Genomic DNA, 25,001 nt, shown 5'->3' on the forward strand with positions numbered 1-25,001 from the left:
AACAGGACCGTCCCGGGAAGGTGTTACGCCCCCGGGAGAGCCCAGGAGCGATGCCGGAGGACGCCTTGACAGGCGACGGGGAGACTCGGAGCATCGAAGCGCTTCGAAAGGCCTTTCGGGGACCCGTTGGCCGGAGCGCCCGCCCGAGACCGTCCCGCACACCGCCGAGGGGAACCGCCCGTGACGCCCGACCAGCCGCCGTTCCGCGACCCGGAGTCGCCCCGCGCCGCCCGCGTCGCCGACCTCCTCGGCCGGCTCACCACCGAGGAGAAGACCGCCCTGCTCCACCAGTACGCCCCCGCCGTCGAACGGCTGGGCGTCGCCGCCTTCCGCACCGGCCAGGAAGCCCTGCACGGCGTCGCCTGGATGGGGCCCGCGACCGTCTTCCCGCAGGCCGTCGGGCTCGGCGCCACCTGGAACCCGGAGCTGCTGCGCCGGATCGGCGAGGCCGTCTCCACCGAGGCACGCGCCCTGCGCACCCGCGACCCCCGCGTCGGCCTCAACGTGTGGGCCCCCACCGTCAACCTGCTGCGCCACCCCTGGTGGGGGAGGAACGAGGAGGGGTACGCCGAGGACCCGGCCCTCACCGCCGCCCTCGCCGTCGCCTACACGCGCGGACTCCGCGGCGACCACCCGGAGTTCTGGCGGACCGCGCCCGTCCTCAAACACTGGCTCGCCCACAACAACGAGACCCGCCGCGACCTCACCTCCTCCTCCGTCCGCCCCCGGGTGCTCCACGAGTACGATCTGCGGGCCTTCCGCGCCGCCGTCGAGGCGGGCGCCGTCGCCGGGGTCATGCCCGCCTACAACCTGGTCAACGGCCGCCCCAACCATGTCTCGCCGCACCTCGGCGACCATCTGCGGCGGTGGACCGAACAGGAGCTGCTGGTCTGCTCGGACGCGGGCGCGCCCAGCAACCTGGCCGACTCCGAGGCGTACTTCGCCACCCACGAGGAGGCCACGGCGGCGGCGCTGCGCGCGGGCGTCGACAGCTTCACCGACCACGGCGAGGACCCCACCCTCATCACCGCCCGGATCCGGGCGGCCCTGGCGCGCGGGCTGATCGACGAGAACGACCTCGACACGGCGGTACGCCGCCAGCTCACCGTGCGCTTCTCGCTCGGCGAGTTCGACCCCGGCAGCGACCCGTACGCGGAGATCACCCCCGAGAACGGCTGGGACACCCCCGGACACCGGGCGCTCGCCCTGGAAGCCGCCGAACAGGCCGTCGTGCTGCTCAAGAACGACGGGCTGCTGCCACTGGCGCCGGGACAGCGGATCGCGGTGGCCGGACTCCTCGCCGACGAGTGCAAACTCGACTGGTACAGCGGCACCCTGATCCACCGCACCACCCCCCTCGACGGCCTCCGCGAGCGGTTCGGCGCCGACCGGGTCACCTTCACCGAGGGCGTCGACCGGGTACGGCTCCGGGCCACCGCCACCGGCGGCTGGGTCACCGCGCCGGGCCCCGCCGCCCCCGAGCCGGCCGGCACCGGGACCGCCCGTACCGAGACAGCCCGTACCGAGACCCGCGCCGCCGAGGGCGCGCTCGACCCGGCGCTCCTCGCCGGACGGACCGACCTGCCGCCGCTCACCACCACCGGAGCCGAACCGGAGGCGGCCGAACTCGCCCTGGTCGACTGGGGCGGTGGCGTCCTCACCCTGCGCGCCCCCGACGGCCGCTATCTCTCCGTCGCCGAGGACGGCTATGTACGGGCCTCCGCCGACCAGCCGGGCGGCTGGGTCGTCCAGGAGACCTTCCGGCGCGTACCGCATCAGGACGGACACCACCTCCTGCTCCACCTGGGAACCGGCCGGTATGTGGCGGTCGCCGCCGACGGGCTGAAGGTTGCCGACCGGGGCGAGCCCTTCGAGATCGTGACCGTCGAACGCGGCGAGGACGCGGTGGCCCGCGCGGCGGCCGACGCCGACGCGGTGATCGTCGTCGCGGGCAACGACCCGCACATCAACGGCCGCGAGACCGAGGACCGTGACACCCTCGCCCTCCCCGCCCACCAGGACCGGCTCTGGCGCGCCGCCCACGCCGCCAACCCGCGCACCGTCCTCGCCCTGACCTCCGCCTACCCCTACGCCGTCGGGGACGCGGACGCCCTCCTGCCCGCCCTGCTGTGGAGCGCCCACGGCGGCCAGGCGGCGGGCACCGCGCTCGCCCGGACCCTCGCCGGCGACACCGTACCGGCCGGCCGGCTCCCCCAGACCTGGTACGCGGCCGACGCCGACCTGCCGGACCTGCTCGACTACGACATCATCGGCTCCCGGGCCACCTACCTCTACTTCGACGGCACCCCGCTCTACCCCTTCGGCCACGGCCTGTCGTACACGGCCTTCGACTACGACGACCTGACGGTGGAGCTGGTGGACGAGGGGACGGGGGACGAGGCCGGGGGCTCCGAGGGCTCCGAGGGCTCCGGCGGGGTCGTACGGGCGCGCCTCACCGTCACCAACACCGGCCCGTACGACGCCGACGAGGTGGTCCAGCTCTACGGGCGCGAGGCTACGCCCCGCCGGGGGAGCCCGCACCGGCGGCTGCTCGCCCACACCCGGACCCGGGTGGCCGCCGGCGGCTCCCGCACGGTCGAACTCACCGTGCCCGTGGACGCGCTGGGCCATTACGACGTGGCCCACGGCGAGTGGACCGTCCCGGCCGGCATCCAGGTGATCGAGGCCGGGTCCTCCAGCGCCGACCTGCGCTGCTCGGTCCCGCTCGCCGTCGCCGGGCGTCCTGCCCGCCCCCGGCCGGTCCTGAAGAGCGGGGTGGAGGCCGCCGCCTACGACGAGCAGAGCGGCACCGTCCTCGTCGACCGCACCAAGGTCTCCGGCGACGCGGTGACCCCGGCCGACGGGGACCGGGGCGAACTCGTCTTCCACGACTGCGACTTCGGGGCCGGGGTGGCCACCGTCTCGGTCGAGGCGGCGGGCAGCGGCACGGTACGGATCGCCCGCGCCGGTGAGGAGGGCGGCGCCCGCGTCGAGGTCGGGCCGACCGGCGGCCCGTACGTCTATACGACGCTGCGCGCCCCCCTCCCGCTCTCCGGCACCGCCGGTCTCCGGGTCACCCTGGAGGGCCCGGTACGGCTGGCCAGGCTCGGCTTCGGCGACTGACCGCGCCCCCGGGGCCGGTCCGGGGGCCGGTCCGGGGCCGTCCCGTACCGGTCCCGGACCGGACCCGGATCAGATCCCGGCCGGAGCCGGATCAGACCAGGTCGGCGTATTGGCTCCAGCCGCCCGAGCCGATCTTCACCCGGGCCTGGAAGGGCGTGGCGGCGACCCCCGTCCCGGCGTAGAAGTACAGCTCGCCCGCCGCGTTGGCCGCCAGCAGGTCGGGACGGCCGTCCCCGTTCAGGTCCCCGGGCGCCACCAGCTTGGTGTACTGGCTCCAACCGACGCCGCCCACCTGGGTCTTGGGGCCGAACGGGGCGCTCGCGCTGCCCGTACCCGCGTACAGGAAGAGCCCCTCGGAGCTGCGCGCGATCAGGTCGGCGCGGCCGTCCCCGGTGAGGTCACCGGCGCCGACCAGGGTGTCGAACTGCATCCAGCCGCTGCCGCCGACCTGCACCCGCGCCTTCACCGAAAGCCCGTTCCCGCTGCCCGCGTTGAAGAACAGGGCGGTCGAACTCCGCGAGATCAGATCGCTCTTGCCGTCGCCGTCGAGGTCCCCGGGGCCCACGACCAGGTTGTACGCCTTGGAGCCGCCCGCCAGTTGGGGCTTCTCGGCGGCATAGGCGCCGGTGTTGTAGAGCGCCCCGTCGTAGAGGCTGTGCTCGATGAGGTCCGAGATGCCGTTGGCGCGCAGCGACACGGCGTGCGTCAGCCGGGAGTCGGCCGGGTCCCACCCGGTGCCGACCGGGTAGCGGGCGGTGAGCCGCCCCGTGCCGGTCGCCGCGTAGTAGTAGAGGTCCCCGCCGGGCGTCCGGGCGAAGACCCCGCCCTTGCCGAAGTGCGGCGGGTTGCCCGCGCCCGCGAGCTGGGTCACCGGGCCCCAGTAGTCGCCGATGGCCTCACGGGCGCCGAAGGTGCCGGTGCCGGTGCCCTCGTAGAAGTAGAGGGTGCCGTCGTACGAGCGGGCCACCAGGTCGGTGGTGCCGTTGCCGCTCAGGTCCGAGCCGCCCACGATCTGGTTGTACTGGAGCCAGCCGGTCCCGCCGATCTGGACGCGCTCCTTGAACGGGTACCCGGTGACGCTCCCGTTGCCCGGGTAGAGGTAGAGCCCCGTCGCGTTCCGCACCACGAGGTCGGCCAGGCCGTCCCCGTCGAAGTCGTCCACCCCGACGAGCTGGTCGAACTGGCCCCACCCGGCGCCGCCGACCTGGATCCCGGGGCCGAACCCCGTGCCGGTGCCGGGGAAGAGGAAGAGCCCCGCCGCACTCCGCGCCAGCAGATCGGGGTGGCCGTCCCCGTTCAGGTCGCCGGGGACGACCAGCTTGTTGTACGCCTGCCACCCGGTGGAGAGGGTGGTGTACGCGACCATCCCGCCGTCGCTGGTGGCGTCCGCCCCGCTGTGCAGCCGCAGGGCGCCGGTGGGGGAGAGGGTGAGGATGTCGGGCCTGCCGTCGCCGGTGAGGTCCCCGGGCAGGAGGAGATCCTTGACCTCGGCGCTCTCCTCCGGGATCACCTCGGCGCCGCCGGTGCCCCAGTCCACCCACACGGAGCCGTAGTCGGTCCGGTAGGCCAGCTCGCCGTACCCGTTGCCGTTGAAGTCCGAGCGGTTGACCGCCGCGCGCACCGCCGCCCGCGCCGGGCCGGACCCCCGGGCCGTGGCCGAGCCCTCGGCCGGGGCGGGCCCCCGGTCCGGGACGGCGAACGTGGGCCGCTCCGCACGGTCGGGCACCGGCCGGGTGACGGGGGACGAGGGCCCGCCGTCGGGCCCCTCGCCCCCGGCCGCCGAGGCCGGACCGGCCGTCAGGGCGCCGCCGGTGAACGCCAGCGCGCAGGCCAGCGCGGGCAGGGCGATCCGGCGGTGCCACCGGGCCCGGGGTCTCGCGGGAGTGGACATACTGCCTCCATCGGGTGAGGAAACACAGGGAGCACCCGGGAAGCCACGACGGCGCACGGACGCCCCTCCCCAGGTCGTACGTGCAGGTCTATCCGTCAGCCACCCTTCAAGGCAAACGAGTTGTGAAGCCGAGCTGGACGAACGGTGTACGGAACGGGAAGGGCGGGGGCGGACGGCGGTGCCCGGTACGGCGGTACGTCAGCGGGCCCCGCCCGTCAGCGGGCCGCGCCCCGGTGCCGTACATCCACCGCCGTGAGCGCCAGCGCCAGCGGACCGGGTGCCAGGAACGCCAGCGGGAGCATCATGTACCCGCAGAGCACCGCCGCCGCCAGCGCCAGGGCCACCAGCGCGCTGCCGCCCGGGTCCGCCACCGCGTCCCGGGCGGCCAGGGCCACCGCCCCGCGCCAGTCGGTCCCCGACTCGGGGCGCGCGCACGCCCGTACCCCCGTGACCACCGCGCACCCTCCGATCACGCCCGCCGCCACCGCGAACCACCGCGCCCCCGGCAGCCCGGCCCCGGCCAGCGCGAGATCCGCGATCAGCAGCGCCGCCCCGGCCAGCGCCAGGGCGCCCGCGCCGAGATCGCCGGGGCGGAGCCGGCCGCGCAGCACGGTGAGGTACCGCCGGGCGGTGGCCGGCTGGTCCCGCTGGGTGCCGCGCACCACCTCGCAGGCGGTGGAGAGCGCGGCCGGCACGGTGACCAGCGGCAGAGAGACCACCGCCGTCATCACCCCCACGCTCAGCACATCCGCGAAGAGCGTGGTGCGCGGCCCGAAGATCTCGCCCGGCTCCCGGGCCCGCGCCGCGCTCATCCCTTCAGCCCCGAGCTGGCCATGCCCTCCACCAGGAAGCGCTGGAAGGCGAGGAAGAAGAGCACGATCGGCAGCAGCGCGATCACCGACATGGCGAACATCGGCCCGAACGCCGACTGGCTCGACGCGTCCACGAAGGAGCGCAGCGCCAGCGTCAGGGTGAACTTCTCCGGCGAGAAGAGATAGATGAGCTGGGTGAAGAAGTCGTTCCAGGTCCAGATGAAGGTGAAGATCGCCGTGGTGATCAGCGCGGGCCTGATCAGCGGCAGGATGATCGAGAAGAAGCTCCGGTACGGGCCGCAGCCGTCGATCCTGGCCGCCTCCTCCAGCTCGCGCGGCAGCCCGCGCAGGAACTGGACGATGAGGAAGACGAAGAACGCCTCGGTGGCGAGGAACTTCGGCAGGATCAGCGGCCAGTAGGTGTTCACCATCCCGAGCTGGTTGAAGATGATGTACTGCGGGATCAGCACCGCGTGGTGCGGCAGCATGATCGTCGCGATCATGAAGGCGAAGAGCGGCCCCCGGAACCGGAACCGCAGCCGTGCGAACGCGTACGCGGCGAGGGAGCAGGAGAGGACGTTGCCGAGGACCGCGCCGCCCGCTATCAGCAGCGAGTTGGTGAGCATCCGCCCCACGCCGACCCCGTTCACCCCCTCCAGCGCGGTCGTGTAGTTCGACCACTCCAGCCGGCCCGGCAGCAGCCGGAGGCTGGCGATCACCTCGTCGGCCGGCTTGAGCGAGGTCGCCAGCAGCCAGGCCACCGGATAGAGCATCACCAGCAGCACGGCGAGACACCCGGCATGCAGGGCCACCCGCCGCCAGGCGAAGGGCGCACGGGAGGAGCGGGCGGGCGGGGCGGTGCCGGGGGAGACGGGGGCGGGGGAGAGCGGGGACAGGGTGGTCATCGGGCCTCCTCGTCGGCGTAGAAGACCCAGGAACGCGAGGTGCGGAAGAGCACCAGGGTGACGGCGCCGATCGCCAGCAGCAGCACCCACGCCATGGCGGAGGCGTACCCCATGTGCGAGGCGACGAAGCCCCGGTCGTACAGGTACAGCGTGTAGAAGAGCGTGGAGTCCGCGGGGCCGCCCTTCCCGGCGCTCACCGCGAACGCGGGCGTGAAGACCTGGAACGCCTGGATGGTCTGGAGCACCAGGTTGAAGAAGAGGACCGGCGACAGCATCGGCAGCGTGACGGAGAGGAACCGCCGTACCCGGCCCGCCCCGTCCACCGCCGCGGCCTCGTACAGCTCCGCGGGGATCTGCTGGAGCCCGGCGAGGAAGATCACCATCGGGGAGCCGAACTGCCACACCGTCAGCAGCGCCACCGCGAGCAGCGCCCACCCCGGCCGGTTCACCCAGCCGCCGGTCCCCAGCAGGTCGTCGACCGTACCGCCGTCGTTGAAGATCGCCCGCCACACCAGGGCGATCGACATGGAGGCGCCGAGCAGCGACGGCGCGTAGAACGCCGAGCGGTAGAAGCCCTTGCCGCGCCGTACGGACTTGAGCGCCACCGCCACCGCGAGCGCGACCGCCAGTTGGAGCGGTACGGCGAGGACGACATACCCGAGGGTCGCGCCGACCGAGCGCCAGTACCGGGGGTCCTCGGTGAACATCTGCGTGTAGTTGCGCACCCCCACCCAGTGCGGCGGGTTGAACAGGTCGTAGTCGGTGAACGACAGATAGAGCGAGACGGCCATCGGCAGCAGCGTCAGCACGCTCGCGCCCAGCACCCAGGGGGAGAGGAAGACCCAGGCGGCCCCCTCGCGCCGGCGCCGGGCCGGCGGGCCCGCCGCCGGGGTGCCGGCGGCGCGGGCCCGGGGCGCGGGCAGATCGGTGGTGGTCATTTACCTCAGCTCCGCCTTCGCCTCGGTGACGTAGTTCTCGGCCGCCTCACGGGGCGACATCCGCCCGAACGACACCTGGTCGTAGTCGCGGCTGAAGGTGGTCTGGAGCGCGCTGTCCCCCGAGGGCGGGGCCTGCGGGGGAGCCTTGAGCACCTGCTCCACCGACGCCTGGTAGTCGGCGACAGTCCGGTCGAAGTCCTTGAGCTGGGGCACGAGTTCGGTACGGATCGACTCGTTGACCGGGATGCCCCTGCTCGCCCCGAGGATCTTCGCGGCGTCCTTGTCGTTGATCATGAAGTCGACGAGCGAGGCCGCCTCCTCCGGGTGCTCGGTGTGGGCCGAAACCCCCATGAACATCGACGGCTTGAAGTACTGCCCCGGCGTCCCGTCCTCGCCGCCCGGCATCGGCGCGAGCGTCACCCCGTCCGCCACCAGCGCCGTGAAACCGCTCGACGGGGCGTCCCAGTTGAAGTCGGAGAGCGCCGTGCCCCGGCCCAGCGGGGTGTTCTCGACCGAACCGTCGAGCTGGGTGGTCTGCTCGGCGGGGGAGACCACCCCCTCCCGGCGCAGCCCGTCGGCGAAGCTCCACCACCGCTCCAGATCGGCGGCGGTGAACCCCAGCCCGCCGCCCTCCGTGTACAGGGACTTGCCCCGGCCGCGCAGCCACACCTCGAAGCAGTCCTCGCTCTGCCCCGGGTCGACCGAACCGGGCTTCCCGGTCCGCGCCGTCAGCTCCCGCATCGACCGCGCCCACTCCTCCCACGACCAGCCGGCACGCGGCGGCGCCACCCCCGCGGCCCGCCACGCCTTCGCGTCGTACACCACGGCCTCCGTGCCGCGCGCCTGCACCAGCGCGTACTGCACCCCGCCCACCGCCCCGGTGGCGAGCAGCCCCGGGTCGATCTCCTCGGTGCGCACCACCGGCTGGGAGGAGAGGTCCAGCAGGACCCCGCCCGTCGCGTACTGGTCGATCATCCGGTAGTCGAGCTGCATCACATCCGGCGCGTCACCGCCCGCCGCCTGCGTGGCCAGCTTCTGCTTGTACGCGTCGTACCCGGCGAAGGAGGTCTGCACCTCGATCCCCGGGTGCTTCCGCTGGAAGAGCGCCACGGCCTCGTTCGTCCTGGCCGCCCGGTCCGGATTCCCCCACCACGAGTACCGCAGGGTCACCTGGGAGCCACCGCTCGTCCCCCCGGGCCCGCCGCACGCGGTGAGCACCGCGCCGAGCAGGAGCACCATCAGCAGCGCCCCCGCCCTCCTCGGACGCGCCCCCGGTGCCCAGGACCCCGTCGTCCTGTCTCCGCGCATGCGGAACCCACCTCTCCGTCATGTCCCCGCGCCCGCCGGTGAGCGCGGCTCACGCCTCCGGCGCGTGGAGCGTCGTACCGGGCAGCGCGTACTCGTCGCGCCGCCCGCACATCCCGTACCCGCCGAGCCGGCTCGGCGCGCTGTCGTACGCCATGGACCCGGCCAGATACTCCGGCTCCCCGGCCTCCAGCGCGTCGAGCTGCGCCCCGGTCCGCTCGGCCGTCGCCAGCGCCCCGGCCCGCCACAGCTCCCGCCAGTCGGCCACCTTGGGGCGGACCAGCTTGGCGGCGGCCCGCTGGAACTCCCGGTAAGGACCGCTGTCGCCCGCCTCCAGCGCCTCCCGCAGCACCAGATACCCCGCCACCGCGAGATCCCTCCGCCGCCGCGCGGCGCTCTCCACCGCCGGCCCCGAGACGCCCGGCAGCGCCGCCGCCTCGGCGTACCGGTCGGGGTCGGCGAGGATCTCCGGCGGGAAGGTGAAGACCGCGTCACCGGCCTCCGGCAGCCCGCTGTTCTGCATCAGCACCGTGATCCGCAGCCCGCCGCCCTGCACCATCCGGTGGACCGTGCCCGGCGAGAACCAGGCCACGGACCCCGCCTCCAGCGGCGTCTCCCGGTACCCCTCCGGGGTCAGCGTCTGCACCGCGCCCCGGCCGCCGGTCACCACATACGCCTCCGTGCAGACCAGATGGAGATGCGGGCTGCCACCGCACACCCCGTCGGCCGCCTCCCACTCGTAGGCGCTCAGATGGGAGAGGCCGACCGCGCCGGGCAGCGGATGCGGCAGGCTCACCACTCCAGGCTCCCCAGGTGCGTACCGACCCGCTCGCGGTCCCAGGCGCCGTCGGCGACGACCACCCGGTAGCGGTACGCGAAGGACGCGCCCGGATCGAGCGCGAACTCCTCGAAGAACGCCCAGGAGAACGCCACCGTCGGGATCGGCTCGGAGCGGACGAACCAGTGCGAGGCGTGGAGCGCCTTCTCGTTCTCCGGCGCGTGCGCGAAGACCAGCGTCGACCGGGCGTCCACATCGTCGTGCTCGGCGGTGAACGCCAGCCACGGCCCCTGGGTCCCCATCAGGGTCTCCGGCTCCGGCGCGCCCGGCTCCAGCGGGCCGAGGACGGCGCCGCCGGTGAAGTCCCGGGGCCCGCGCCACTGGAGCCCGGTGTACCCGGCCATCTCCCGGCCCGCCGTGGTCGGCGAACCGAAGAGCAGCGGCTCGTCCCGTACGTTGGTCAGCCCGATCGTCCAGTCCAGCGCCCACGCCCCGGCCTCCTCGTCCACCGCGTGGACGGTGATGGAGCGCTCCTCCTTCGCCCACTCGGCGCCGCCGTTCTCCACCCAGGTCAGCTCCTCGGCGAGATGGAACCGGTCCTCCGCCACGGTGACCTCGGGGAACGCGTCGTGGCGCATCGAACCGACCCGCTCGTGGAGCGGCAGATACCCCTCGCCGTGCACATAGGAGTTGCCGCCCCAGAAGTTCTGCCCGGAGAGATGACTCGCCGTCATCTGGAGGCCCTTGTGCCACCGGTGGTCGTTGGGGCGGTAGCCGCTGACCTGGTGGCCCGCCAGGGTGCGCAACGGATGGATATACGGTTTGCGGGCCTCGAAGGGGTCCGGGTCCGGACGGTAGACGTACCGCAGCAGCTCGACGCCGCCGTGGTGGACCGCGAAGTGCTCGCCGTGGGTGTGGGTGACCTGAATCGTCATCGCTGGGGGCTCCAGTCGGGGTGGTCTCCGTGCATGGCCGTGTAGTAGGGGTCTCCGGGCGCGATCCCGCCCGCGAGCACAGGCTGCCCACTGAACGCGGCTTTGTAGAGCGCCGCCGCGAATTCGACGGTGCGCCGCGCGTCGGGGCCGCTGCCCGGCGGCCGGACCCCGGCCTCCCGGGCGTCGAGGAGGGCGCCGAGCTGCGCCGCGTGCGAACTGGGCACATCGGCGGCGGGGGTACGCCACGCCTCGGCGCGCTCCGCCGGGACATGCGGGGCCGGGGTGTAGACCCAGTCGGCGTTCGAGTGCCCGTACAGATGGGTCAGTTCGACGGTGGCGTCGGCGCAGTCGATCCGGATCCGGCTCACCTCGTCCGGCGACAGCACACTGTTGACGACGGTGGCGAGGGCGCCGCTCTCGAACCGCACCAGCGCCGTGGAGACATCCTCGCTCTCCGTCTCGTGGACCAGCCGGGAGGCCATCGCACGGATCTCGCTCCAGCCGCCCAGCAGATGGAGCAGCAGGTCGTACTGGTGGATCCCGTGCCCCATGGTCGGCCCGCCGCCCTCGGTGGACCACCGGCCGCGCCACGGCACCGCGTAGTAGGCGCGGTCCCGGTGCCAGGTGGTCTGGCAGTGCGCCACCAGCGGCGCGCCCAGCTCGCCGCCCGCGATCAGTCCCCGGGCGTGCGCCGCCCCGGAGCCGTACCGGTGCTGGAAGACCACCGAGGCGTACGCGCCGGACTTCTCCTCGGCCGCGGCGATCTCGTCGTACTCGGCGAGGGAGAGACAGAGCGGCTTCTCGCAGAGCACCCAGGCACCGGCCGTGAGCGCCGCGACGGTCTGCTCGCGGTGGAGGGAGGGCGGGGTGCCGATGAGGACCAGGTCCGGGCGGACGGTGGTGAGCATCGTGTCCAGCGAGCCGAACCCCTGGACGGTCATCCCCTGGTCGGCGGCCGTCGCGCGGAACGCGTCCAGCCGGCCGGGGTCCACATCGACCGCGGCGACCAGCTCGACCCGGTCGGCATGGGCCCGCAGAGCGGAGAGATGGCTTCCGGTGACGATCGCGCCCGTCCCGACGACGGCGGCGCGGAGACGGGCGGGGGGCTGGGACATGCGTGCTCCTCCGGGGGGAAGCGATGTTGATTGACGCCGGTGGTGCGGGGTGCCAACCTCGGTCCGTGCAGGTGACGATTCGAGAGGTCGCGAAGGTGGCCGGGGTCTCCCCGTCCACGGTGTCCCGGGCGCTGGCACCCGGGGGAACGGTGAGCGAGGCGACCCGCGAGCGGGTGCGCGCCGCAGCGGAACGGCTCGGCTACCAGCCGAACCCCTCGGCACGCGGCCTGATCACCGGGCGCACCGGCCACCTCGGGCTGATCGTGCCGGATCTGCTCAACCCGTTCTTCGCGGACATCTGCAAGGGCGTGCAGGCCCGGGCGCGCGGCCTCGGCCACGCCGTCTTCGTCAGCGACGCGGAGCGCGACGAGGGCCTGGAGCTGGACGCCATCCGCACCCTCGCCCCCGAGGTCGACGGCATCGTGCTCTGCTCCCCGCACCTCAGCGGCGAGGAACTCGCCTCGCTGCCCGCGCTGACCGCCAAGCCGATCGTGCTGCTCCACCGCAAGGAGCCCGGCTTCGCCAGTGTCACCGCCGACCTGGTGGAGGGCATGGGCGACGCGCTCACCCATCTGCACGCGCTCGGCCACCGCAGGATCGCCTACGTCGGCGGGCCGCGCTCCACCTGGGCGGCGCGCGAACGGGCGGCCGGCATCGAGGCGATGGCCGAGACCGGGAAGGTCGAGATCGTCCAGGTCGGCAGCGTCGCCCCGCACTTCGACGGCGGTATCACCGGCGCCGCCGATGTGGTGCTCGCCAGCGGCGCGACCGCCGTGGTGGCCTTCAACGACATCGTCGCCTTCGGCCTGATCAGCCGCTTCACCGCGCGCGGCGTCCGGGTGCCGCAGGAGATGAGCGTGGTCGGCTGCGACGACATCGCCCTCTCCGGGATGGCCGCCCCGCCGCTCACCACCGTCTCCGTGCCCAAGTCCCACGGCTCGCGCGCCGCGGTCGACCTGCTCTTCCGGATCCTGGGCACCCCGGCCGTGGCGGGGGCGCCGCCGCTCCAGCGGGTCCTGCCGACCCATCTCGTGGTACGGGGCTCGACGGCGGTCGTCGACCGGGGCTGACCTGCGCACGTACGAGCCCTTCGGTCGACGGGGGACGCCTGTCTGCAAACGTTGCCAATCGGTTTCCAACTGGCCGGGAAGTTACGCCCGCCGGAACGGCCCCGTCAATGAAATCTCCCAGATTGGCTGCGACTCGACGGACCTGACGCACCCTTGTCGGTGAGCCGGCCACCATGCAATCGTTGCCGTCGGCATCCCGAGCCGACCGAGCGGAGACCCCCGTGCCGGACCCCGACCACTCCGAGGCCCCCGACGACCCCGCCGCCCCCGAAGCCCCCACCGCGCCCCGCCGCCGCTGCGCCGTCGTGGGGCTGGGGGCGCGGGCCCGGCTCTACACCGAGGCGCTGACGGGCCCGTACGCCGACCGGACCGAACTCGTCGCGTTCTGCGACGTGAACACCCACCGGATGGCCGTCCACAACCGGTGGGTCGCCGCCGACCACCCGGGGCTGCCGCCCGTACCCGCCTACGGCGCCGACGCGTTCGGCACGATGCTCCGCCGCGAACGCGTCGACCTGGTCGTGGTCTGCTCCGTGGACCGCACGCACGACCGGTACATCGTGGCGGCCCTGGAGGCCGGCTGCGATGTCGTCACCGAGAAGCCGATGACGACGGACGCGGAGCGGGCCCGGCGGATCCTGGACGCCCAGCGGCGCACCGGACGCGAGGTCCGGGTGGCGTTCAACTACCGCTACAACCCGGTGCACGCGGCGGTACGGGAGACCCTCGCCGCCGGCGCCATCGGCGAGATCGGCTCCGTCCACTTCGAGTGGCTGCTCGACCTGCGCCACGGCGCCGACTACTTCCGCCGCTGGCACCGCGAGAAGGCCAACTCCGGCGGCCTGCTGGTGCACAAGGCCACCCACCACTTCGACCTGGTCAACTGGTGGCTGGACACCACCCCGCGCACCGTCTTCGCGCAGGGCGGGCTCTTCTTCTACGGCGACGAGAACGGCCGGCGCAGGGGCCTCGACCGGGGGTACGCGCGGGCGCACGGCTCGCCCGCAGCCGAGGGCGACCCCTTCGCGGTCCGGCTCGCCGACTCCGAGGTGCTCACCGCCCTCTACCTGGACGCGGAGGGCGAGGACGGCTACCACCGCGACCAGAACGTCTTCGCGCTCGGGGTCACCATCGAGGACGACATGGCGGTCCTGGTGCGGTACGCCTCCGGGGCGACCATGTCGTACCACCTGACCGCGTACTCCCCCTGGGAGGGGTACCGGATCGCCTTCAACGGCAGCCGGGGCCGGCTGGAACTCCTGGTCGAGGAGTCCACCTGGGCCCGCCCCGCCGCGACCGCCGACGGCGGCGCCGTGCTGCACGGCGCCGCCGTCGGCGACACCGCCGGGCGTACGGAGCTGCTGCTGCGGCCCTTCTGGGAAGAGCCGCGCGAAGTGAAGGTGGTCACCGGCGAGGGCGGCCACGGCGGGGGCGACGCCCGGATGCTCGCCGACCTCTTCGGCCCGCCCGGCGCCACCACCGACACCCTGGGCCGGGCAGCCGACGCCGCCGACGGCGCCCGCTCGCTCGTCACGGGGCTCGCCGCCAACGCCTCCCTCGCTACCGGCGCCCCGGTGGCCACGCGGGAGCTCCTCGACATCTGAGCCGGACACCCTCCGGGCCGTCCCGGCCGCCGTGGCCGAGCCGCCGCCTCCGTCGCGTCCGGGGACCGTACCCACCGCTGTGTGGCCCTCGGGGAGTTTCCGAACGGGAATTAGCGGTAGTGGTTGACCCAGATCAAGGTCCGGCTGTGCCGAGGGCGCTGACGCGGTCCTTGTACTCGCGGCGGGCCCTGCGCTGGGCCGGGACCGCACGGACGCCCTGGGCGCCGCCGAGCGGCTGGCAGCGGTCGAGGAACTGGCGGTGCACAGCGGGGGTGGCGCTGAAGCGCAGGGGTGTAGGCCTGGCCGCGCCGTACGGTCATCCCCTGGTCGAGCGCGGCCTGCTCGGCGGGGTCCAGCTGGGTGGTGCGAAGGAAATCGGCGACCTTGCCGGGCAAATCGAGGGCGACCGGCAGCGCCGGCGCGGGGGCATCCTCCTCAATGGCGGTGTGGTCGGGCAGGAGGTCGGCGACGGCGGCGAGGTCCATGGCGGAGAACGCGCCGTCGTGGCTGCGCAGGGCGAGACGGTCACGGTGCAGGACGTCGAGCACGTCGAGGATGTGCTGGGTGCCGCGTACGAGGAGGAACATCTCGGATATGTGCACGGTGTCGCCCGGTCGCGCATAGGGGAGCAGTTCGCGGAGCTTCGGGCGCTGGAGCGGGTGGAGGCGGCTGGAGGCGCCCGGAGCCTCCTCAAAGACGACCGGGTCCTCGTCCCGGCCTCGGCCAGGACGAGGTTCTGCCGGGCGGTCGACTGCTGGTCGGATTGAACGGGTTCATTGGACCCGTCGTCCACCTGTCGTCAAACGATCGTCTACCGACCGGGTGAGCCGGTCGGCGGACGGGTGGGGAACCTGTAGAGGGGTTCGGTGAAGTGGACAGGCGCCCGGACCAGGCGGGGTTGGGCGGAGGCGGACTGCTGATCCTCAGCTGTCGTGACTTCGCGGTCTGGAAGCCGTGGTCGTGAGCTGATCTCCGAGCGGGCTTCTCCGGTACAGCACATGCCGTCTGTCACGTGTCCGGGTGACGAGTCCCGTGGAGTGCAGGACACGCAGGTGTTGGGAGACAGCGCTTGGGGTGACCCTGAGACGGCGGGCCAGCTCTACGGTGGGCAGCGGCTCTTCCAGGAGGCTGAGTAGTCTGGCTCGGGACGAACCGAGCAGAGATATCAGGGCGGTTGTGTCGACGATCGGCATCTCCGAGCCCCACAGCGTGGCTACTCCCCGGCTGGGATAGACGAGGCTCGGCGGCTCGTCCGGGCTTACGGGGGGCGCGGGCTTGTGTGCGAACACGGACGGCAGGAGCAGCAACCCCCGGCCAGATGCCGCAACCCGATGCCTGCTGATCATCTTGTGGATGTACAGCTCTCCGCCTTGCCAGCGCAGGTTCGGGTGCATGTCGGCGAACAGCAGTCGGGCGCCCCCCAGGGCGAGCTGGCGGGCGCGATAGGTCATGTCGGCTTCCAGCACCAGCCGCATCTGCGGCCACACCGGCTCGATGGCCACCGCCCAGTACTGCCGCAGGAGGTCGCAGATGGCGTCGCGGAGTCTGGCGACAGGTGCGTCTTCGGCGGCGGTGGCGTCGCGGAGGGCTTCGGGAACAGGGTCGGGTGCGTGCGCGAGCAGCAGGTCGTGGCGGACCCGGGCGCAGGATGCCTGGCGGACGACGGAGAGTTCTTCTCCGAAGGCCGGCGCGAAGCTCGCGGGATTCGGGGTGAGGAAGTCGGGGAGAGTACGCCGCTGAGCGACCAGGGACATCAGTAGACCGGTGTCGAGCGTGCCGAGTCTGCCGAGTACGGACCTGCGCCAGGGCAGATGCAGCGTCGAAAGGCCGGGTTCCTGGAGCACCCGCAGGCTGAACAGGGTTTCGTGCAGGGGTGAGAGGGCGAAGCGGGTGTCCGCGAGGTCCTCGACGCCGAGCACAAAGCTGATCATTAAGCAATAGGCTACATCGATTGGCGACGCAACGTCGATGTCGTGGACTTTCTCCCATGACATCCACAACTCATGTGCAGCGGACGGCGGTTGTCACCGGTGCTGCCCGCGGTATCGGGTCCGCTGTGGCCAGGCGCCTGGCGGGCGACGGCCTGGCGGTCGGCGTGATCGATCTGGACGAGGCGGACTGCGCCGATACCGTGGAGGCCATCACACGTGTCGGCGGGACAGCGCTGGCCGTCGCCGCTGATGTTGCCGACGAGGCCGCGGTCACTGCGGCCGTCGCCCGGATCGCCGCCGCGTTCGGGCCCCCTACGGTGCTGGTCAACAACGCCGGGATCGGACCCCGTGCTGACCTTGTAGACATGACCACGCAGCAGTGGGACACGGTCTTGGGGATCAACCTCAGCGGGCCTTTCTTCGCCGCCCGGGCCGTCTGCCCGCACATGGTGACGGCCGGATGGGGACGCATCGTCAACATGTCGAGCGTCTCCGCGGTCGGTGATGCCAGCCGCGTCGACTACGGGAGCGCGAAGGCGGGTTTGATCGGATTCACCAAATCCCTCGCTCTCCAGCTCGGACAATATGGCGTGACCGTGAACGCCATCGCGCCGGGATTCGTTGTGAGCGACATGACCAGGGCCTCGGCCCGGCGGCTCGGCCTGAGCTTCGAGGAGTTCCGGCACAGGGCGGAGCAGTCCATCCCGGTTGCCCGGGTGGGCCTGCCGGATGACATCGCGCATACCGCCTCGTTCCTCGTAAGTCCCGGGGCGGGGTTCGTCTCCGGCCAGGTCGTCTACGTCGCGGGCGGGCCGGTGGACTGAAGGATGAGCCGCCGGATGGTCCTGATCCTGGCTGTCACATGTGCCGTGGCAGTGGGCAACATCTACTTTCCGCAGGCCATCAGTCCACTGGTCGCCGCCGGGCTGCACGTGTCGCCCGATTCGGCCGCTGCGGTGGTGACCGCCATACAGGCCGGCTACACGGCCGGGATGGTTTTGCTGGTGCCGCTCGGCGACCGGCACCCGCACCGCTCGTTCCTCGTCGCCCTCCTCGCGCTGACCGGCCTGGCACTGCTCGCAGCGGGTTGCGCACCGGCTCTGCCCGCCCTCATTGCCGCCAGCATGCTTGTCGGCCTGACCACCGTGGGCGCGCAGATCGTCGGTTCCCTGGCGGCTGGTCTCGTGGCCGTCGACCGCCAAGGGGCCGTGATCGGCACCCTGCTGAGCGGATCGACCGGCGGCATGCTGCTGGCCCGGACCTTCAGCGGCACGCTCGGTGCGTGGCTGGGCCGGCGGGCCCCCTACCTGGTCGCCGCGGTCCTGGCCCTGATCCTCGCCACCGTCTTGGCGTTCGCGGTGCCGACCACAACCCCGTCCTCCCGCCAGCCGTACACAGCACTCCTGGCAGAGCCGCTGCGCCTGCTGCGCACCGAGCCAGACCTGCGCCGCTCGTGCTTCTACCAGGCAACCGTCTTCGCCGGGTTCTCCGCGGTCTGGACCTGCCTGGCGCTCCTGCTCGCCGGACCGGCCTACGGGCTGGGTGCCCAGGCGGTAGGAATGATCCCCATGGTCGGGGCGGCGACCATGGTCTGCACCCCGCTCGCCGGCCGTCTGGTGGACCGCTACGGCCCCGATCCAGTGAACCTGGTCTCCATGCTTGGCGTCCTCGTCTCGGCCGCGATCCTCACCACAGGTACCCGGGGCGGCACGCTGGGCCTGGCCTCCCTGACACTCGGCACGCTGCACTCGCCCTCGTCCGCCATCTACTGACGCTGTCCACCTTCGAGGAAAGCCGGGCCAGGAACCGTGCGGCGATGCGGACGGCCGCGGCCACCACCGGGCGCCGCGGGCCGGGTGAAGGCGCAACGGCCGAGGAAGTTCATGTGGTCGTACTGAAGCGGGGAGAGCCGGGCGAGCAACTCGTCGGTGACAGGAAACCGTCGGCGAGCTGCTTGACGGCGGCGTCGATGTAGAGGCTGGTGCACAGCACTACAGCGTTGAGTGCCAGGCCGAGGGCGCCGAGCTGGACTTATCCGAACTAGCCCAGCTCGGCGGTGAGTTTGACTGCGGGTCGACGTTCGCCGCGGAAAGCAGTCGCGAAGAAGTTGATTGAATGGGCTCTCTCGGGCGTGTCGCGGGGTCTGATTTTGTCAGGGTGACCGACGAGGTCGTTTCCGGGGCCTGGAGAATGTCCCCCATGGACGATGCGTTCACGCTCCTTCGACGAGCGACTGATCTACTCCCCAAGAGTGCTCGCGCCGAAAACGGTGTGACGGTCGACGACGTGCGCGACTATCACCGGCACCACGAGTGGGAGCTCGCCCTCGACCTCCTGATGGAGATCGGGGACGAGCACGCTGTTTCCTTGCAGTTCTGGTCACTGCTCGCGGACGCCGCCCGCCAGATGATGCTGGAGCACAGCGCCGGCTGGTGCGAGTGGCGAGCCTGGGAGATGCAGCACGGAACCTTCCGGGCCAGGCTGAGCCTGCTGAGCACGGAGGAGGGGGGACGTCAGACCGCGTTCCCGGGACAGGGGCAGCTCCGGCCGCTCTGGGACATCGGCAACCGAGCACCAGATGGCGGGCAGGCAGTGAACGTTGCGCGGCTGTGGGTGGAGGGTGTGCCCGGGCTGGCGCCGGGAGAAAGCGCGACGGTCCGCTTGGCTCCGCTCAGTCCCGAACAGTGGCGCCATGTCGAGCCCGGCGACGGGATCACCATGCACGAGGGCAGGCCGGTCGTCGGCATGGCCACGATCATCGAGGTCATACCGCGTTCGGTGGCCGGGCAGGAGGCACGTCTGTAGCGCGAGCCGAGCCGCAGGCTGTCCGATGTGCTCGCAGGGCACGGTCAATCCGGGCTGGTCGCGTAGCGCCTGCGGATGGGAGGATGACCGGCGTCCTGGCCGCGTCCGGGTCGAACTACCGTCATCACCGGGCGCATGACGACTTCACGAGCATCCGTGGCCTTTCCTCGGGGGCGCTCGCCGAAGTCCGACGGATCGAACGTCAGAAGGGGTATCTGTGGCCGGGTTCGACCGGGTCGGCGATGGCGCGCTGGCGGGGCTTCGTCTACCAGCCGAATCGACGGCTGTGAGAATACGAGACGGGCGGCTGCACGGAGTGGGGCTGCTGCGGTGACCCATGGCAGGGCCCGTGAGTTCCTCGAAGCGGCGATGCCGGCGATGTCCCGCCGCCGGTCGTGCGAACTCCGCAGCCTCGTAGAGGCTTTGGACCGACAGTACTGATTCGAGGCGGCACCGCAGCCACTACTCGGTATCAAGGCGTCCGGCACTGCCGCGGAAGTCGGGCATGCCAAGATGGACAGTGGTGTGTCGCGCGGCGAGGTCGCGCATCACGGTGAGCTTCTGCTCGGCGGCGGCGAGGCTGGCCTCGATCGCGGCGGCCTCGCCGAGCCAGCCCTGTTCCTTGGCCTCCTGGAGCCGGTCGACCAGGTTCGCGTGGATCTTCTTTAGCCGGGGCATCTGCGCGGGGTCGGGCCGCAGGATGGGGCAGCGGATGCACCGTTGACTGAACGAACCACTTTGATTGTGCAGTTCAGGGCGCGGGTGAGGTTGTCACCCAGTACGGTCCGCGGTCGTGGTGAACGATGGTGTGCCCGAGCGGAATCTGTCGAGGTTGACCGTTCTCGGTGGAGTCGGCTGGTGGAGACCGGCCACAGGTACGAGCCCTACCGGCTCGCCGACGCCGACAGCGCGGCCGTGATGCCTGGCGCGGTGTTCTGCCAGGAGCTGCTCGCAGCCGGAAAGACGGCGGCGACAGTCCGTTCCTATGGCATGGACTTGCTGCGGTGGTGGCGAATCCTGCATGTGGTCGAGGTGTGGTGGGATCGAGCGAAACGCGTGGACGCTCGGGATTTCAGCTGTTGGATCCAACGGACGGTCAAGCCGCGAGCGACCGCAGCCAGGCGGCGGTCGGGCCGCAAAGTCGGCGCCCCGGACCCGGTGACTGGGAAAACGAGCCCTGGGCCTGGCTATGCCCCGTCGACCGTCGCCCACAGCGAGACGGCGCTGCGCAAGTTCCACGACCTGCACCGTGACGCCGGATCCGGACCGTTGCTCAACCCGTTCCCGCCAAACCTGGCTCGCCGTTCCGGCCGCGCGCACGCACACCACATCCCGATGGAAGCCTGGACGCCAGAGCGGACCGGCCGCTACCGGCCCACGGTTCCGCGCCGGATTCCGTGCTCGATCCCGGACGAGCGGTTCAACTCGCTGTTCGCGGCGCTGCGGTCGAACCGGGACCAGGCCGTGATCGCGTTTTGGATCTCCAGCAGAGTCCGGGTCTCAGAGTTGATCGGCGTTCGGCAGTGCGACGTCGCCCCTGGGCAGCAGCTGATCAGCGTTGTGCGGAAGGGCTCCCGGGCCCGGCAGCAAGTACTGGCCTCGGCAGATGCGTTCGTGTGGCTGCGGCTCTACCAGCAGGAGCCGCATGGGCTGGTGCCACGGGGCCGAAAACAGCCAGTGTGGTGGACACTGCGGCGTCTGTTTCAACCGCTGACGTACCACGGGGCCCACCGCATGTTCGAGCGGGTGAACGCCACCTTCGGCGCGGACTGGACCCTTCACGACCTTCGGCACAGCGCCGCCCGGATGGTGCGCGGCCCGGCGCTGAAGCTGACCGACGTGCAGTGGGTCCTCGGGCACGCGCATCTGACCACGACCGAGATCTACCTCGTGCCGCGCCAGGACGAGGTCGTGGCCGAGGTGCTTGGCCCACCACGCCCAGCGGGCAGACCAGCTCACCGAGCCGGTGTCTCCGCCTCCAGCGCCCGGCTACGACCCTGAAGCCTTGGACGTGCTGTTCGGGCGGTCCTCATGACCAGCACCACGAAGCACTCGACGCGCCGCCAGCTGCAGACCGCGAATGCGGCAGTCGAACAGGCCCGGGCGCGGATCAACGTGCTGCGGGAACGCTTCCCGCCCCGCCCTGCGGAGGCGTGGTGGCCGACGACAGGGCAGTCGGCAGATGAGGCGCTGCGTCGGGTGACGGCGCCCCCTTTTTTAGCTGCCGCGAACGCCACCCGGGCCGGGTGGCGTTCGCGGGGTCACCGAACTTCTGCGCTGGCTGCCCAGCTTCCCGGGGGATACCTGGCAGCAGCGGTGGAAGGCCGGCCGCGCCGAGGAGATCCCCGGCGCGGACTGGACGGATCTGCCGCTGCGTTTCTTGCGCGAGAGTGGGCCGTCGCCGTCGTATGAGCGGGTTGACCTGACCGCCGGGCTGCTGATGCTGCTCTGTGGCTATGTCATCCGTCCCAACCTGGCCTGGATGCTCACCCAACGGCGGGGCGATCTCGAGCATCACCGTCGGCGACTGCGTGGAGCTGGTCGACACCTTGCGCCAGGTCCATGTCTGCGGGGGCGGCGCAAAGTCGACTCCTACCTTCGCCTGAGGGCCTTGGGCGTCTTTCCTGAGGACGCTCCGGCCACGATCCGGGCGTTCGGGCTTGCCGCCGGTCGGCCGAGCATCGAAGAACTCGTGGATCGCTATCCGATCCGGTGTCGCCCGGTCCGCGACCTGATCGTGGGCTACCTGCGCGAACGGCAGCCGTCGTTGGACTACACCAGCCTGGACGCGGTCTCGCGAACCCTGGCCGGGGTGTTCTGGACCCGGATCGAAGCGCTCTCACCAGGCAGCGACTCCCTGCGGCTGCCACTGACACTGGCCCACGCGTGGAAGACAGACATCGCCACCAGGAAACGCACCACGATCGGTCCGGACGGCACCGCCGTCGAGGTCGCCAGCCCCAGGCTGAACGCACAAGACGAGCTCATCCGCGTCCGCGCCTTCTATCTGGACATCGCCCAATGGGCAGCGGAAGAGCCGACCCGCTGGGCGCCACGGGTGGTGCCCTGCCCGAGCGACGACGAGATCAGCAAGGCCAAAGACCGCAAACACCGCAAGGCGCGGATGGACCAGCGCACCCGCGAACGGATTCCCTTCCTGCCGGTGCTGACCGGCACCGTCGACCGCAGGCGACGCGCTGTAGCCGGACTACTTGCCGCCGCCGAGCACACCCGGCCCGGGGACCTTATCCCCGATACCGCCGGAGCCCTGTGCGGAGCCGTCGCGCCCATGGCCGCTGGACACATGACCTGGGCCGAAGAGACCTAGACCGGGCGGCGACGGAATCTCACCTACGAGGAGACTGAAGCCTTCTGGGCCTTCGCCGCGATCGAGGTCCTACGCCTGACCGGCATCCGCAACGAGGAGCTCCTGGAGCTGACCCACCACAGCGTCACCGAATACCGGCTCCCGAGCACCGGCGAAGTCGTGCCCCTGCTGCAGGTCGCCCCGTCCAAGACCGACAGCGAACGGCTCCTGCTGGTCAGCCCGGAACTGGCGGACGTCCTTTCCGCCATCGTCCGCCGCCTGCGAGGAAGCAGCCGTGCGATCCCGCTGGTGACTTCTTACGATGTCCACGAGCGGGTCTGGAACCCGCCGATGCCGCTGCTGTTCCAGCGAGATATCGGCACCGAGCACCGCGCTTTTACTCCGACCGCGCTCCGCAAGCTTCTGATCAACGCGCAGGCCGCCACGGGCCTGAGCGATGCCGGCGGAGAACTGCTCGCCTTCTCCCCGCACGACTTCCGCAGGATCTTCGTGACCGACGCCATCATGAACGGTCTGCCACCGCACATCGCGCAAGTGCTCTGCGGGCATCGGAGTCTTGAGACGACGATGGGCTACAAGGCGATCCGCCCGGCCGAGACCATCGAGGCCCACCGCGCCTTCATCGCCCGTCGCCGGGCCAGTCGGCCCAGCGAAGAGTATCGGACGCCGACCGAGGAGGAATGGGACGCTTTCCTCGCGCACTTCGAGAAGCGCAAAGTCTCCATCGGCACCTGCGGTCGCGCCTTTTCAAGTCCTTGTGTTCATGAACACGCTTGCGTTCGTTGCTCGCTTCTCCGGCCGGACCCGACCCAGCGCGGCCGGCTGGAGGAGATCCGCGACAACCTCGTCGCCCGCATCGCCGAGGCCGAGCGCGAGGGCTGGCTCGGGGAGGTCGAAGGGCTCCGGGGCAGCCTGGCTGGAGCCGAAGACAAGCTTGCCCAGATGGACCGACGAGCTTGCGGCGGTACGGCGATCGACCTCGGCATGCCGCGCATGGTCGCAGCTCAACCTGCCCAGGCGGAGGGAACGGCTTCGCTGCCACAATCGCTGGATGCCCAGCAATGACATCCGGTTCGACTGTCAGCACCGTGGCGACGGCGGCCCGCTCGTGATCGTCCCCCGTATCGACGGAGCACCACTCACCCAGCTGATCGACGGGTTCGAGATCGCCGCCGGGATGCAGCCCGCAGGCGACGCCTACGGCGGTCTGATCCCGGAGTTCTTCCGGTTCGGCCCGATGCAGGATCACTTCCTCGGACGGTCCACCAACGCGATGGGGCCGAAGACACCCGTCCTCGGTTGTGAATGCGGCGAGTGGGTATGCTGGCCCTTCATGGCCCGCATCGCCGCGACGGCCGACTTCGTGACCTGGGACGCCTTAGAGTAACCGCACCTCAAGGCCCGCGACTACGTCGCATTCGGTCCGTTCCAGTCGACCGTCACCAATACGATGACATTTTGCAAGCCCTGAGCGCGGTGATCGGCTCCGACGTCGACGACACGTGCGCATGAGCGCCACCAGGCGCGGCCTGCTCGACTTAGGTATGGGGAAACGGTTCATGGAAAGGTTCGAGACGGAGAGTATGGCGCTCATGCCTGGCCAGAAGGTACTGGCCAGGGTCCTCAGCCATCACTCATGGGGTGTGCTCGTCGAGATCGGTGGTTACGAGAACGCTGGTCTGTCGGCCTCAATCGACATGATCCAGCAGTTCTCCCAGACGACGAGCAGCTATGACGAACTACTCGCGCTCTTTCCACCCATCGGTTCACAGATCGATGCAGTGATCGAGCAAATCCACCGCTGGCATCCGCCGGTATCAGTGCGGCTCAGCATCCGACCTGCCGACCTGGAGTCGCTGGTCTGGAGCTGCGACTTCTGTGGTGAACCGAGCACGTTGGGCCCAGGTGGAGACGCCCTCGTCCTGGACTCGCGCAGCAGCATCGGTCCAGGAAGCCACACCATCATCTCCCACCGGCACTGCCTGGCCGAGCGCATCCGCCCGGAGAACAATGGCGAGCGGGCGCGAGCCTTGAAGATCGGGAAGATGTGCTGAAGTCGTGCGGCCCGCGCCTACCGGCATGGATGAGTTCGACAGCTCATTCGGCGGGAACCAAGCGATAGTTCAGAGAAGCCTGTGTCCGATGTGCGATGCTCCGCGTCGACCCGCACGAGCGGCCCCGTCTCGAAGAGATCGGGTCAACCTCATCGCGCGGATCGTTGAAGCCGAACGCGAAGGCTGGCTCGGCGAAGTTGACGGGCTCAGCGTCAGCCTCGCCGCCGCCGAGGACAAGCTCGCTCAGCTCGACGTCGAAGTCGCCCGCCGATCCACGGTGGTCCAGCTCGGCCTGCCCACCTTCGGCCAGATCGCTACCCGAACCACCGAACCCTCGTAGTTCAGAGAATGGCTCGGCGACGTCACGGGCCTCACGGTCAGCCGCGACGGAGCCAGAGACTGATGTC

The 25,001-nt window shown here is 71.3% G+C and carries 24 protein-coding genes and 2 pseudogenes; 14 read left to right on the forward strand and 12 right to left on the reverse strand.

The features are described from left to right. Positions 1–180: 180 nt before the first annotated feature. The gene (locus AB0O07_RS33535; protein ID WP_365640609.1) at positions 181–3,123 is read left to right on the forward strand and encodes a glycoside hydrolase family 3 C-terminal domain-containing protein; all 2,943 of its coding nucleotides are present in this window, start codon (positions 181–183) and stop codon (positions 3,121–3,123) included. Between the two features lie 91 nt (positions 3,124–3,214). Here the strand turns inward: AB0O07_RS33535 and AB0O07_RS33540 are convergent, their stop codons facing one another. The 8 genes from AB0O07_RS33540 to AB0O07_RS33575 all read right to left on the reverse strand — a co-directional run bounded on the left by AB0O07_RS33540 (position 3,215) and on the right by AB0O07_RS33575 (position 11,802). Continuing rightward, entirely contained in the window at positions 3,215–5,014 is a 1,800-nt protein-coding gene (locus AB0O07_RS33540; RefSeq protein WP_365640611.1) for a VCBS repeat-containing protein, read from the reverse strand. Between the two features lie 215 nt (positions 5,015–5,229). Then, positions 5,230–5,826 carry a hypothetical protein gene (locus AB0O07_RS33545; RefSeq protein WP_365640614.1) on the reverse strand — a complete coding sequence of 199 codons (597 nt, stop codon included), beginning with the start codon at positions 5,824–5,826 and terminating at the stop codon, positions 5,230–5,232. Next, positions 5,823–6,599, reverse strand: coding sequence for a carbohydrate ABC transporter permease (locus AB0O07_RS33550; protein ID WP_365640775.1), 777 nt, complete (start codon positions 6,597–6,599; stop codon positions 5,823–5,825). Before AB0O07_RS33550 ends, AB0O07_RS33545 begins: the two co-directional genes overlap by 4 nt. 128 nt (positions 6,600–6,727) lie before the next feature. Continuing rightward, complete coding sequence (locus AB0O07_RS33555) at positions 6,728–7,669, reverse strand: sugar ABC transporter permease (protein ID WP_365640617.1); 942 nt, start codon at positions 7,667–7,669, stop codon at positions 6,728–6,730. Continuing rightward, complete coding sequence (locus tag AB0O07_RS33560; protein ID WP_365640620.1) at positions 7,670–8,977, reverse strand: ABC transporter substrate-binding protein; 1,308 nt, start codon at positions 8,975–8,977, stop codon at positions 7,670–7,672. It abuts the gene before it with no gap. Positions 8,978–9,026: 49 nt separating this feature from the next. Continuing rightward, positions 9,027–9,773, reverse strand: coding sequence for a cupin (locus AB0O07_RS33565; protein WP_365640623.1), 747 nt, complete (start codon positions 9,771–9,773; stop codon positions 9,027–9,029). Further along, positions 9,767–10,687 carry a PmoA family protein gene (locus tag AB0O07_RS33570; protein WP_365640625.1) on the reverse strand — a complete coding sequence of 307 codons (921 nt, stop codon included), beginning with the start codon at positions 10,685–10,687 and terminating at the stop codon, positions 9,767–9,769. Before AB0O07_RS33570 ends, AB0O07_RS33565 begins: the two co-directional genes overlap by 7 nt. After that, the gene (locus AB0O07_RS33575) at positions 10,684–11,802 is read right to left on the reverse strand and encodes a Gfo/Idh/MocA family oxidoreductase (protein ID WP_365640628.1); all 1,119 of its coding nucleotides are present in this window, start codon (positions 11,800–11,802) and stop codon (positions 10,684–10,686) included. Before AB0O07_RS33575 ends, AB0O07_RS33570 begins: the two co-directional genes overlap by 4 nt. A gap of 71 nt (positions 11,803–11,873) precedes the next feature. On the opposite strand from AB0O07_RS33575, the gene AB0O07_RS33580 reads away from it, so the two are divergent. Together AB0O07_RS33580 and AB0O07_RS33585 are read left to right on the forward strand one after the other, a co-directional pair. Next, positions 11,874–12,872 carry a LacI family DNA-binding transcriptional regulator gene (locus AB0O07_RS33580; protein WP_365640629.1) on the forward strand — a complete coding sequence of 333 codons (999 nt, stop codon included), beginning with the start codon at positions 11,874–11,876 and terminating at the stop codon, positions 12,870–12,872. Between the two features lie 221 nt (positions 12,873–13,093). Further along, on the forward strand, positions 13,094–14,476 hold the full coding sequence (locus AB0O07_RS33585) for a Gfo/Idh/MocA family oxidoreductase (RefSeq protein ID WP_365640631.1): 1,383 nt from the start codon (positions 13,094–13,096) through the stop codon (positions 14,474–14,476). A gap of 133 nt (positions 14,477–14,609) precedes the next feature. On the opposite strand, the gene AB0O07_RS33590 is transcribed toward AB0O07_RS33585, so the two are convergent. Further along, positions 14,610–14,741: a hypothetical protein gene (locus tag AB0O07_RS33590; protein WP_365640633.1), complete on the reverse strand. Its 132-nt coding sequence runs from the start codon at positions 14,739–14,741 to the stop codon at positions 14,610–14,612. Between the two features lie 7 nt (positions 14,742–14,748). Between AB0O07_RS33590 and AB0O07_RS33595 the strand changes: the two genes are divergently transcribed. Then, positions 14,749–15,243: a hypothetical protein gene (locus tag AB0O07_RS33595; protein ID WP_365640635.1), complete on the forward strand. Its 495-nt coding sequence runs from the start codon at positions 14,749–14,751 to the stop codon at positions 15,241–15,243. A gap of 156 nt (positions 15,244–15,399) precedes the next feature. Here AB0O07_RS33595 and AB0O07_RS33600 read toward each other — a convergent pair whose 3' ends face one another. Next, a complete protein-coding gene (locus tag AB0O07_RS33600) occupies positions 15,400–16,407 on the reverse strand; it encodes an ArsR family transcriptional regulator (RefSeq protein ID WP_365640637.1) in 1,008 nt (335 codons plus the stop codon). 56 nt (positions 16,408–16,463) lie between these two features. Here AB0O07_RS33600 and AB0O07_RS33605 point away from each other — a divergent pair, with 56 nt between their 5' ends. Both AB0O07_RS33605 and AB0O07_RS33610 read left to right on the forward strand, forming a co-directional pair. Beyond that, positions 16,464–17,231, forward strand: a complete 768-nt coding sequence (locus AB0O07_RS33605) for an SDR family NAD(P)-dependent oxidoreductase (RefSeq protein ID WP_365640639.1) — start codon at positions 16,464–16,466, stop codon at positions 17,229–17,231. A gap of 15 nt (positions 17,232–17,246) precedes the next feature. Beyond that, positions 17,247–18,179 (forward strand): MFS transporter, encoded by a 933-nt coding sequence (locus AB0O07_RS33610; RefSeq protein ID WP_365640642.1) that lies wholly within the window; start codon positions 17,247–17,249, stop codon positions 18,177–18,179. Here the strand turns inward: AB0O07_RS33610 and AB0O07_RS33615 are convergent. After that, positions 18,173–18,435: pseudogene (locus AB0O07_RS33615) on the reverse strand (Tn3 family transposase); the annotation flags it as partial. The gene AB0O07_RS33610 and the pseudogene AB0O07_RS33615 overlap by 7 nt on opposite strands. Positions 18,436–18,693: 258 nt before the next feature. Here AB0O07_RS33615 and AB0O07_RS33620 point away from each other — a divergent pair. Together AB0O07_RS33620 and AB0O07_RS33625 are read left to right on the forward strand one after the other, a co-directional pair. Beyond that, complete coding sequence (locus AB0O07_RS33620) at positions 18,694–19,212, forward strand: hypothetical protein (RefSeq protein ID WP_365640644.1); 519 nt, start codon at positions 18,694–18,696, stop codon at positions 19,210–19,212. A gap of 83 nt (positions 19,213–19,295) precedes the next feature. Further along, positions 19,296–19,502, forward strand: a complete 207-nt coding sequence (locus tag AB0O07_RS33625; protein WP_365640646.1) for a hypothetical protein — start codon at positions 19,296–19,298, stop codon at positions 19,500–19,502. 172 nt (positions 19,503–19,674) lie between these two features. Here AB0O07_RS33625 and AB0O07_RS33630 read toward each other — a convergent pair whose 3' ends face one another. Further along, positions 19,675–19,890 (reverse strand): hypothetical protein, encoded by a 216-nt coding sequence (locus AB0O07_RS33630; RefSeq protein WP_365640648.1) that lies wholly within the window; start codon positions 19,888–19,890, stop codon positions 19,675–19,677. Between the two features lie 180 nt (positions 19,891–20,070). Between AB0O07_RS33630 and AB0O07_RS33635 the strand changes: the two genes are divergently transcribed. From AB0O07_RS33635 to AB0O07_RS33660, 6 genes and pseudogenes are all read left to right on the forward strand, one after another. Further along, positions 20,071–21,213 carry a tyrosine-type recombinase/integrase gene (locus tag AB0O07_RS33635; RefSeq protein ID WP_365640650.1) on the forward strand — a complete coding sequence of 381 codons (1,143 nt, stop codon included), beginning with the start codon at positions 20,071–20,073 and terminating at the stop codon, positions 21,211–21,213. A 610-nt stretch (positions 21,214–21,823) separates the two neighbouring features. Continuing rightward, positions 21,824–22,540: a hypothetical protein gene (locus AB0O07_RS33640; protein ID WP_365640653.1), complete on the forward strand. Its 717-nt coding sequence runs from the start codon at positions 21,824–21,826 to the stop codon at positions 22,538–22,540. Between the two features lie 45 nt (positions 22,541–22,585). Further along, a pseudogene (locus AB0O07_RS33645) lies at positions 22,586–23,605 on the forward strand (site-specific integrase); the annotation flags it as partial. Beyond that, a complete protein-coding gene (locus tag AB0O07_RS33650; RefSeq protein ID WP_365640655.1) occupies positions 23,592–23,927 on the forward strand; it encodes a hypothetical protein in 336 nt (111 codons plus the stop codon). The pseudogene AB0O07_RS33645 and the gene AB0O07_RS33650, both read left to right, overlap by 14 nt. 121 nt (positions 23,928–24,048) lie before the next feature. Then, positions 24,049–24,594 (forward strand): hypothetical protein, encoded by a 546-nt coding sequence (locus AB0O07_RS33655; protein ID WP_365640657.1) that lies wholly within the window; start codon positions 24,049–24,051, stop codon positions 24,592–24,594. Between the two features lie 25 nt (positions 24,595–24,619). Then, positions 24,620–24,934 (forward strand): hypothetical protein, encoded by a 315-nt coding sequence (locus tag AB0O07_RS33660; RefSeq protein WP_365640659.1) that lies wholly within the window; start codon positions 24,620–24,622, stop codon positions 24,932–24,934. The last annotated feature ends 67 nt before the right edge of the window (positions 24,935–25,001 follow it).

The organism is Streptomyces sp. NPDC093085 (genome assembly GCF_040683935.1).
Lineage (GTDB): Bacteria > Actinomycetota > Actinomycetes > Streptomycetales > Streptomycetaceae > Streptomyces.

Bases quoted from the DNA above. Each gene is read 5' to 3' on its own strand.
- AB0O07_RS33540 (WP_365640611.1), bottom strand. From the start codon at position 5,014: ATGTCCACTCCCGCGAGACCCCGGGCCCGGTGGCACCGCCGGATCGCC.
- AB0O07_RS33545 (WP_365640614.1), bottom strand. From the start codon at position 5,826: ATGAGCGCGGCGCGGGCCCGGGAGCCGGGCGAGATCTTCGGGCCGCGC.
- AB0O07_RS33550 (WP_365640775.1), bottom strand. From the start codon at position 6,599: ATGCTCTATCCGGTGGCCTGGCTGCTGGCGACCTCGCTCAAGCCGGCC.
- AB0O07_RS33555 (WP_365640617.1), bottom strand. From the start codon at position 7,669: ATGACCACCACCGATCTGCCCGCGCCCCGGGCCCGCGCCGCCGGCACC.
- AB0O07_RS33560 (WP_365640620.1), bottom strand. From the start codon at position 8,977: ATGCGCGGAGACAGGACGACGGGGTCCTGGGCACCGGGGGCGCGTCCG.
- AB0O07_RS33570 (WP_365640625.1), bottom strand. From the start codon at position 10,687: ATGACGATTCAGGTCACCCACACCCACGGCGAGCACTTCGCGGTCCAC.
- AB0O07_RS33575 (WP_365640628.1), bottom strand. From the start codon at position 11,802: ATGTCCCAGCCCCCCGCCCGTCTCCGCGCCGCCGTCGTCGGGACGGGC.
- AB0O07_RS33600 (WP_365640637.1), bottom strand. From the start codon at position 16,407: ATGATCAGCTTTGTGCTCGGCGTCGAGGACCTCGCGGACACCCGCTTC.
- AB0O07_RS33605 (WP_365640639.1), top strand. From the start codon at position 16,464: ATGACATCCACAACTCATGTGCAGCGGACGGCGGTTGTCACCGGTGCT.
- AB0O07_RS33610 (WP_365640642.1), top strand. From the start codon at position 17,247: ATGGTCCTGATCCTGGCTGTCACATGTGCCGTGGCAGTGGGCAACATC.
- AB0O07_RS33625 (WP_365640646.1), top strand. From the start codon at position 19,296: ATGACCGGCGTCCTGGCCGCGTCCGGGTCGAACTACCGTCATCACCGG.
- AB0O07_RS33630 (WP_365640648.1), bottom strand. From the start codon at position 19,890: ATGCCCCGGCTAAAGAAGATCCACGCGAACCTGGTCGACCGGCTCCAG.
- AB0O07_RS33650 (WP_365640655.1), top strand. From the start codon at position 23,592: ATGCCCAGCAATGACATCCGGTTCGACTGTCAGCACCGTGGCGACGGC.
- AB0O07_RS33655 (WP_365640657.1), top strand. From the start codon at position 24,049: ATGAGCGCCACCAGGCGCGGCCTGCTCGACTTAGGTATGGGGAAACGG.
- AB0O07_RS33660 (WP_365640659.1), top strand. From the start codon at position 24,620: ATGGATGAGTTCGACAGCTCATTCGGCGGGAACCAAGCGATAGTTCAG.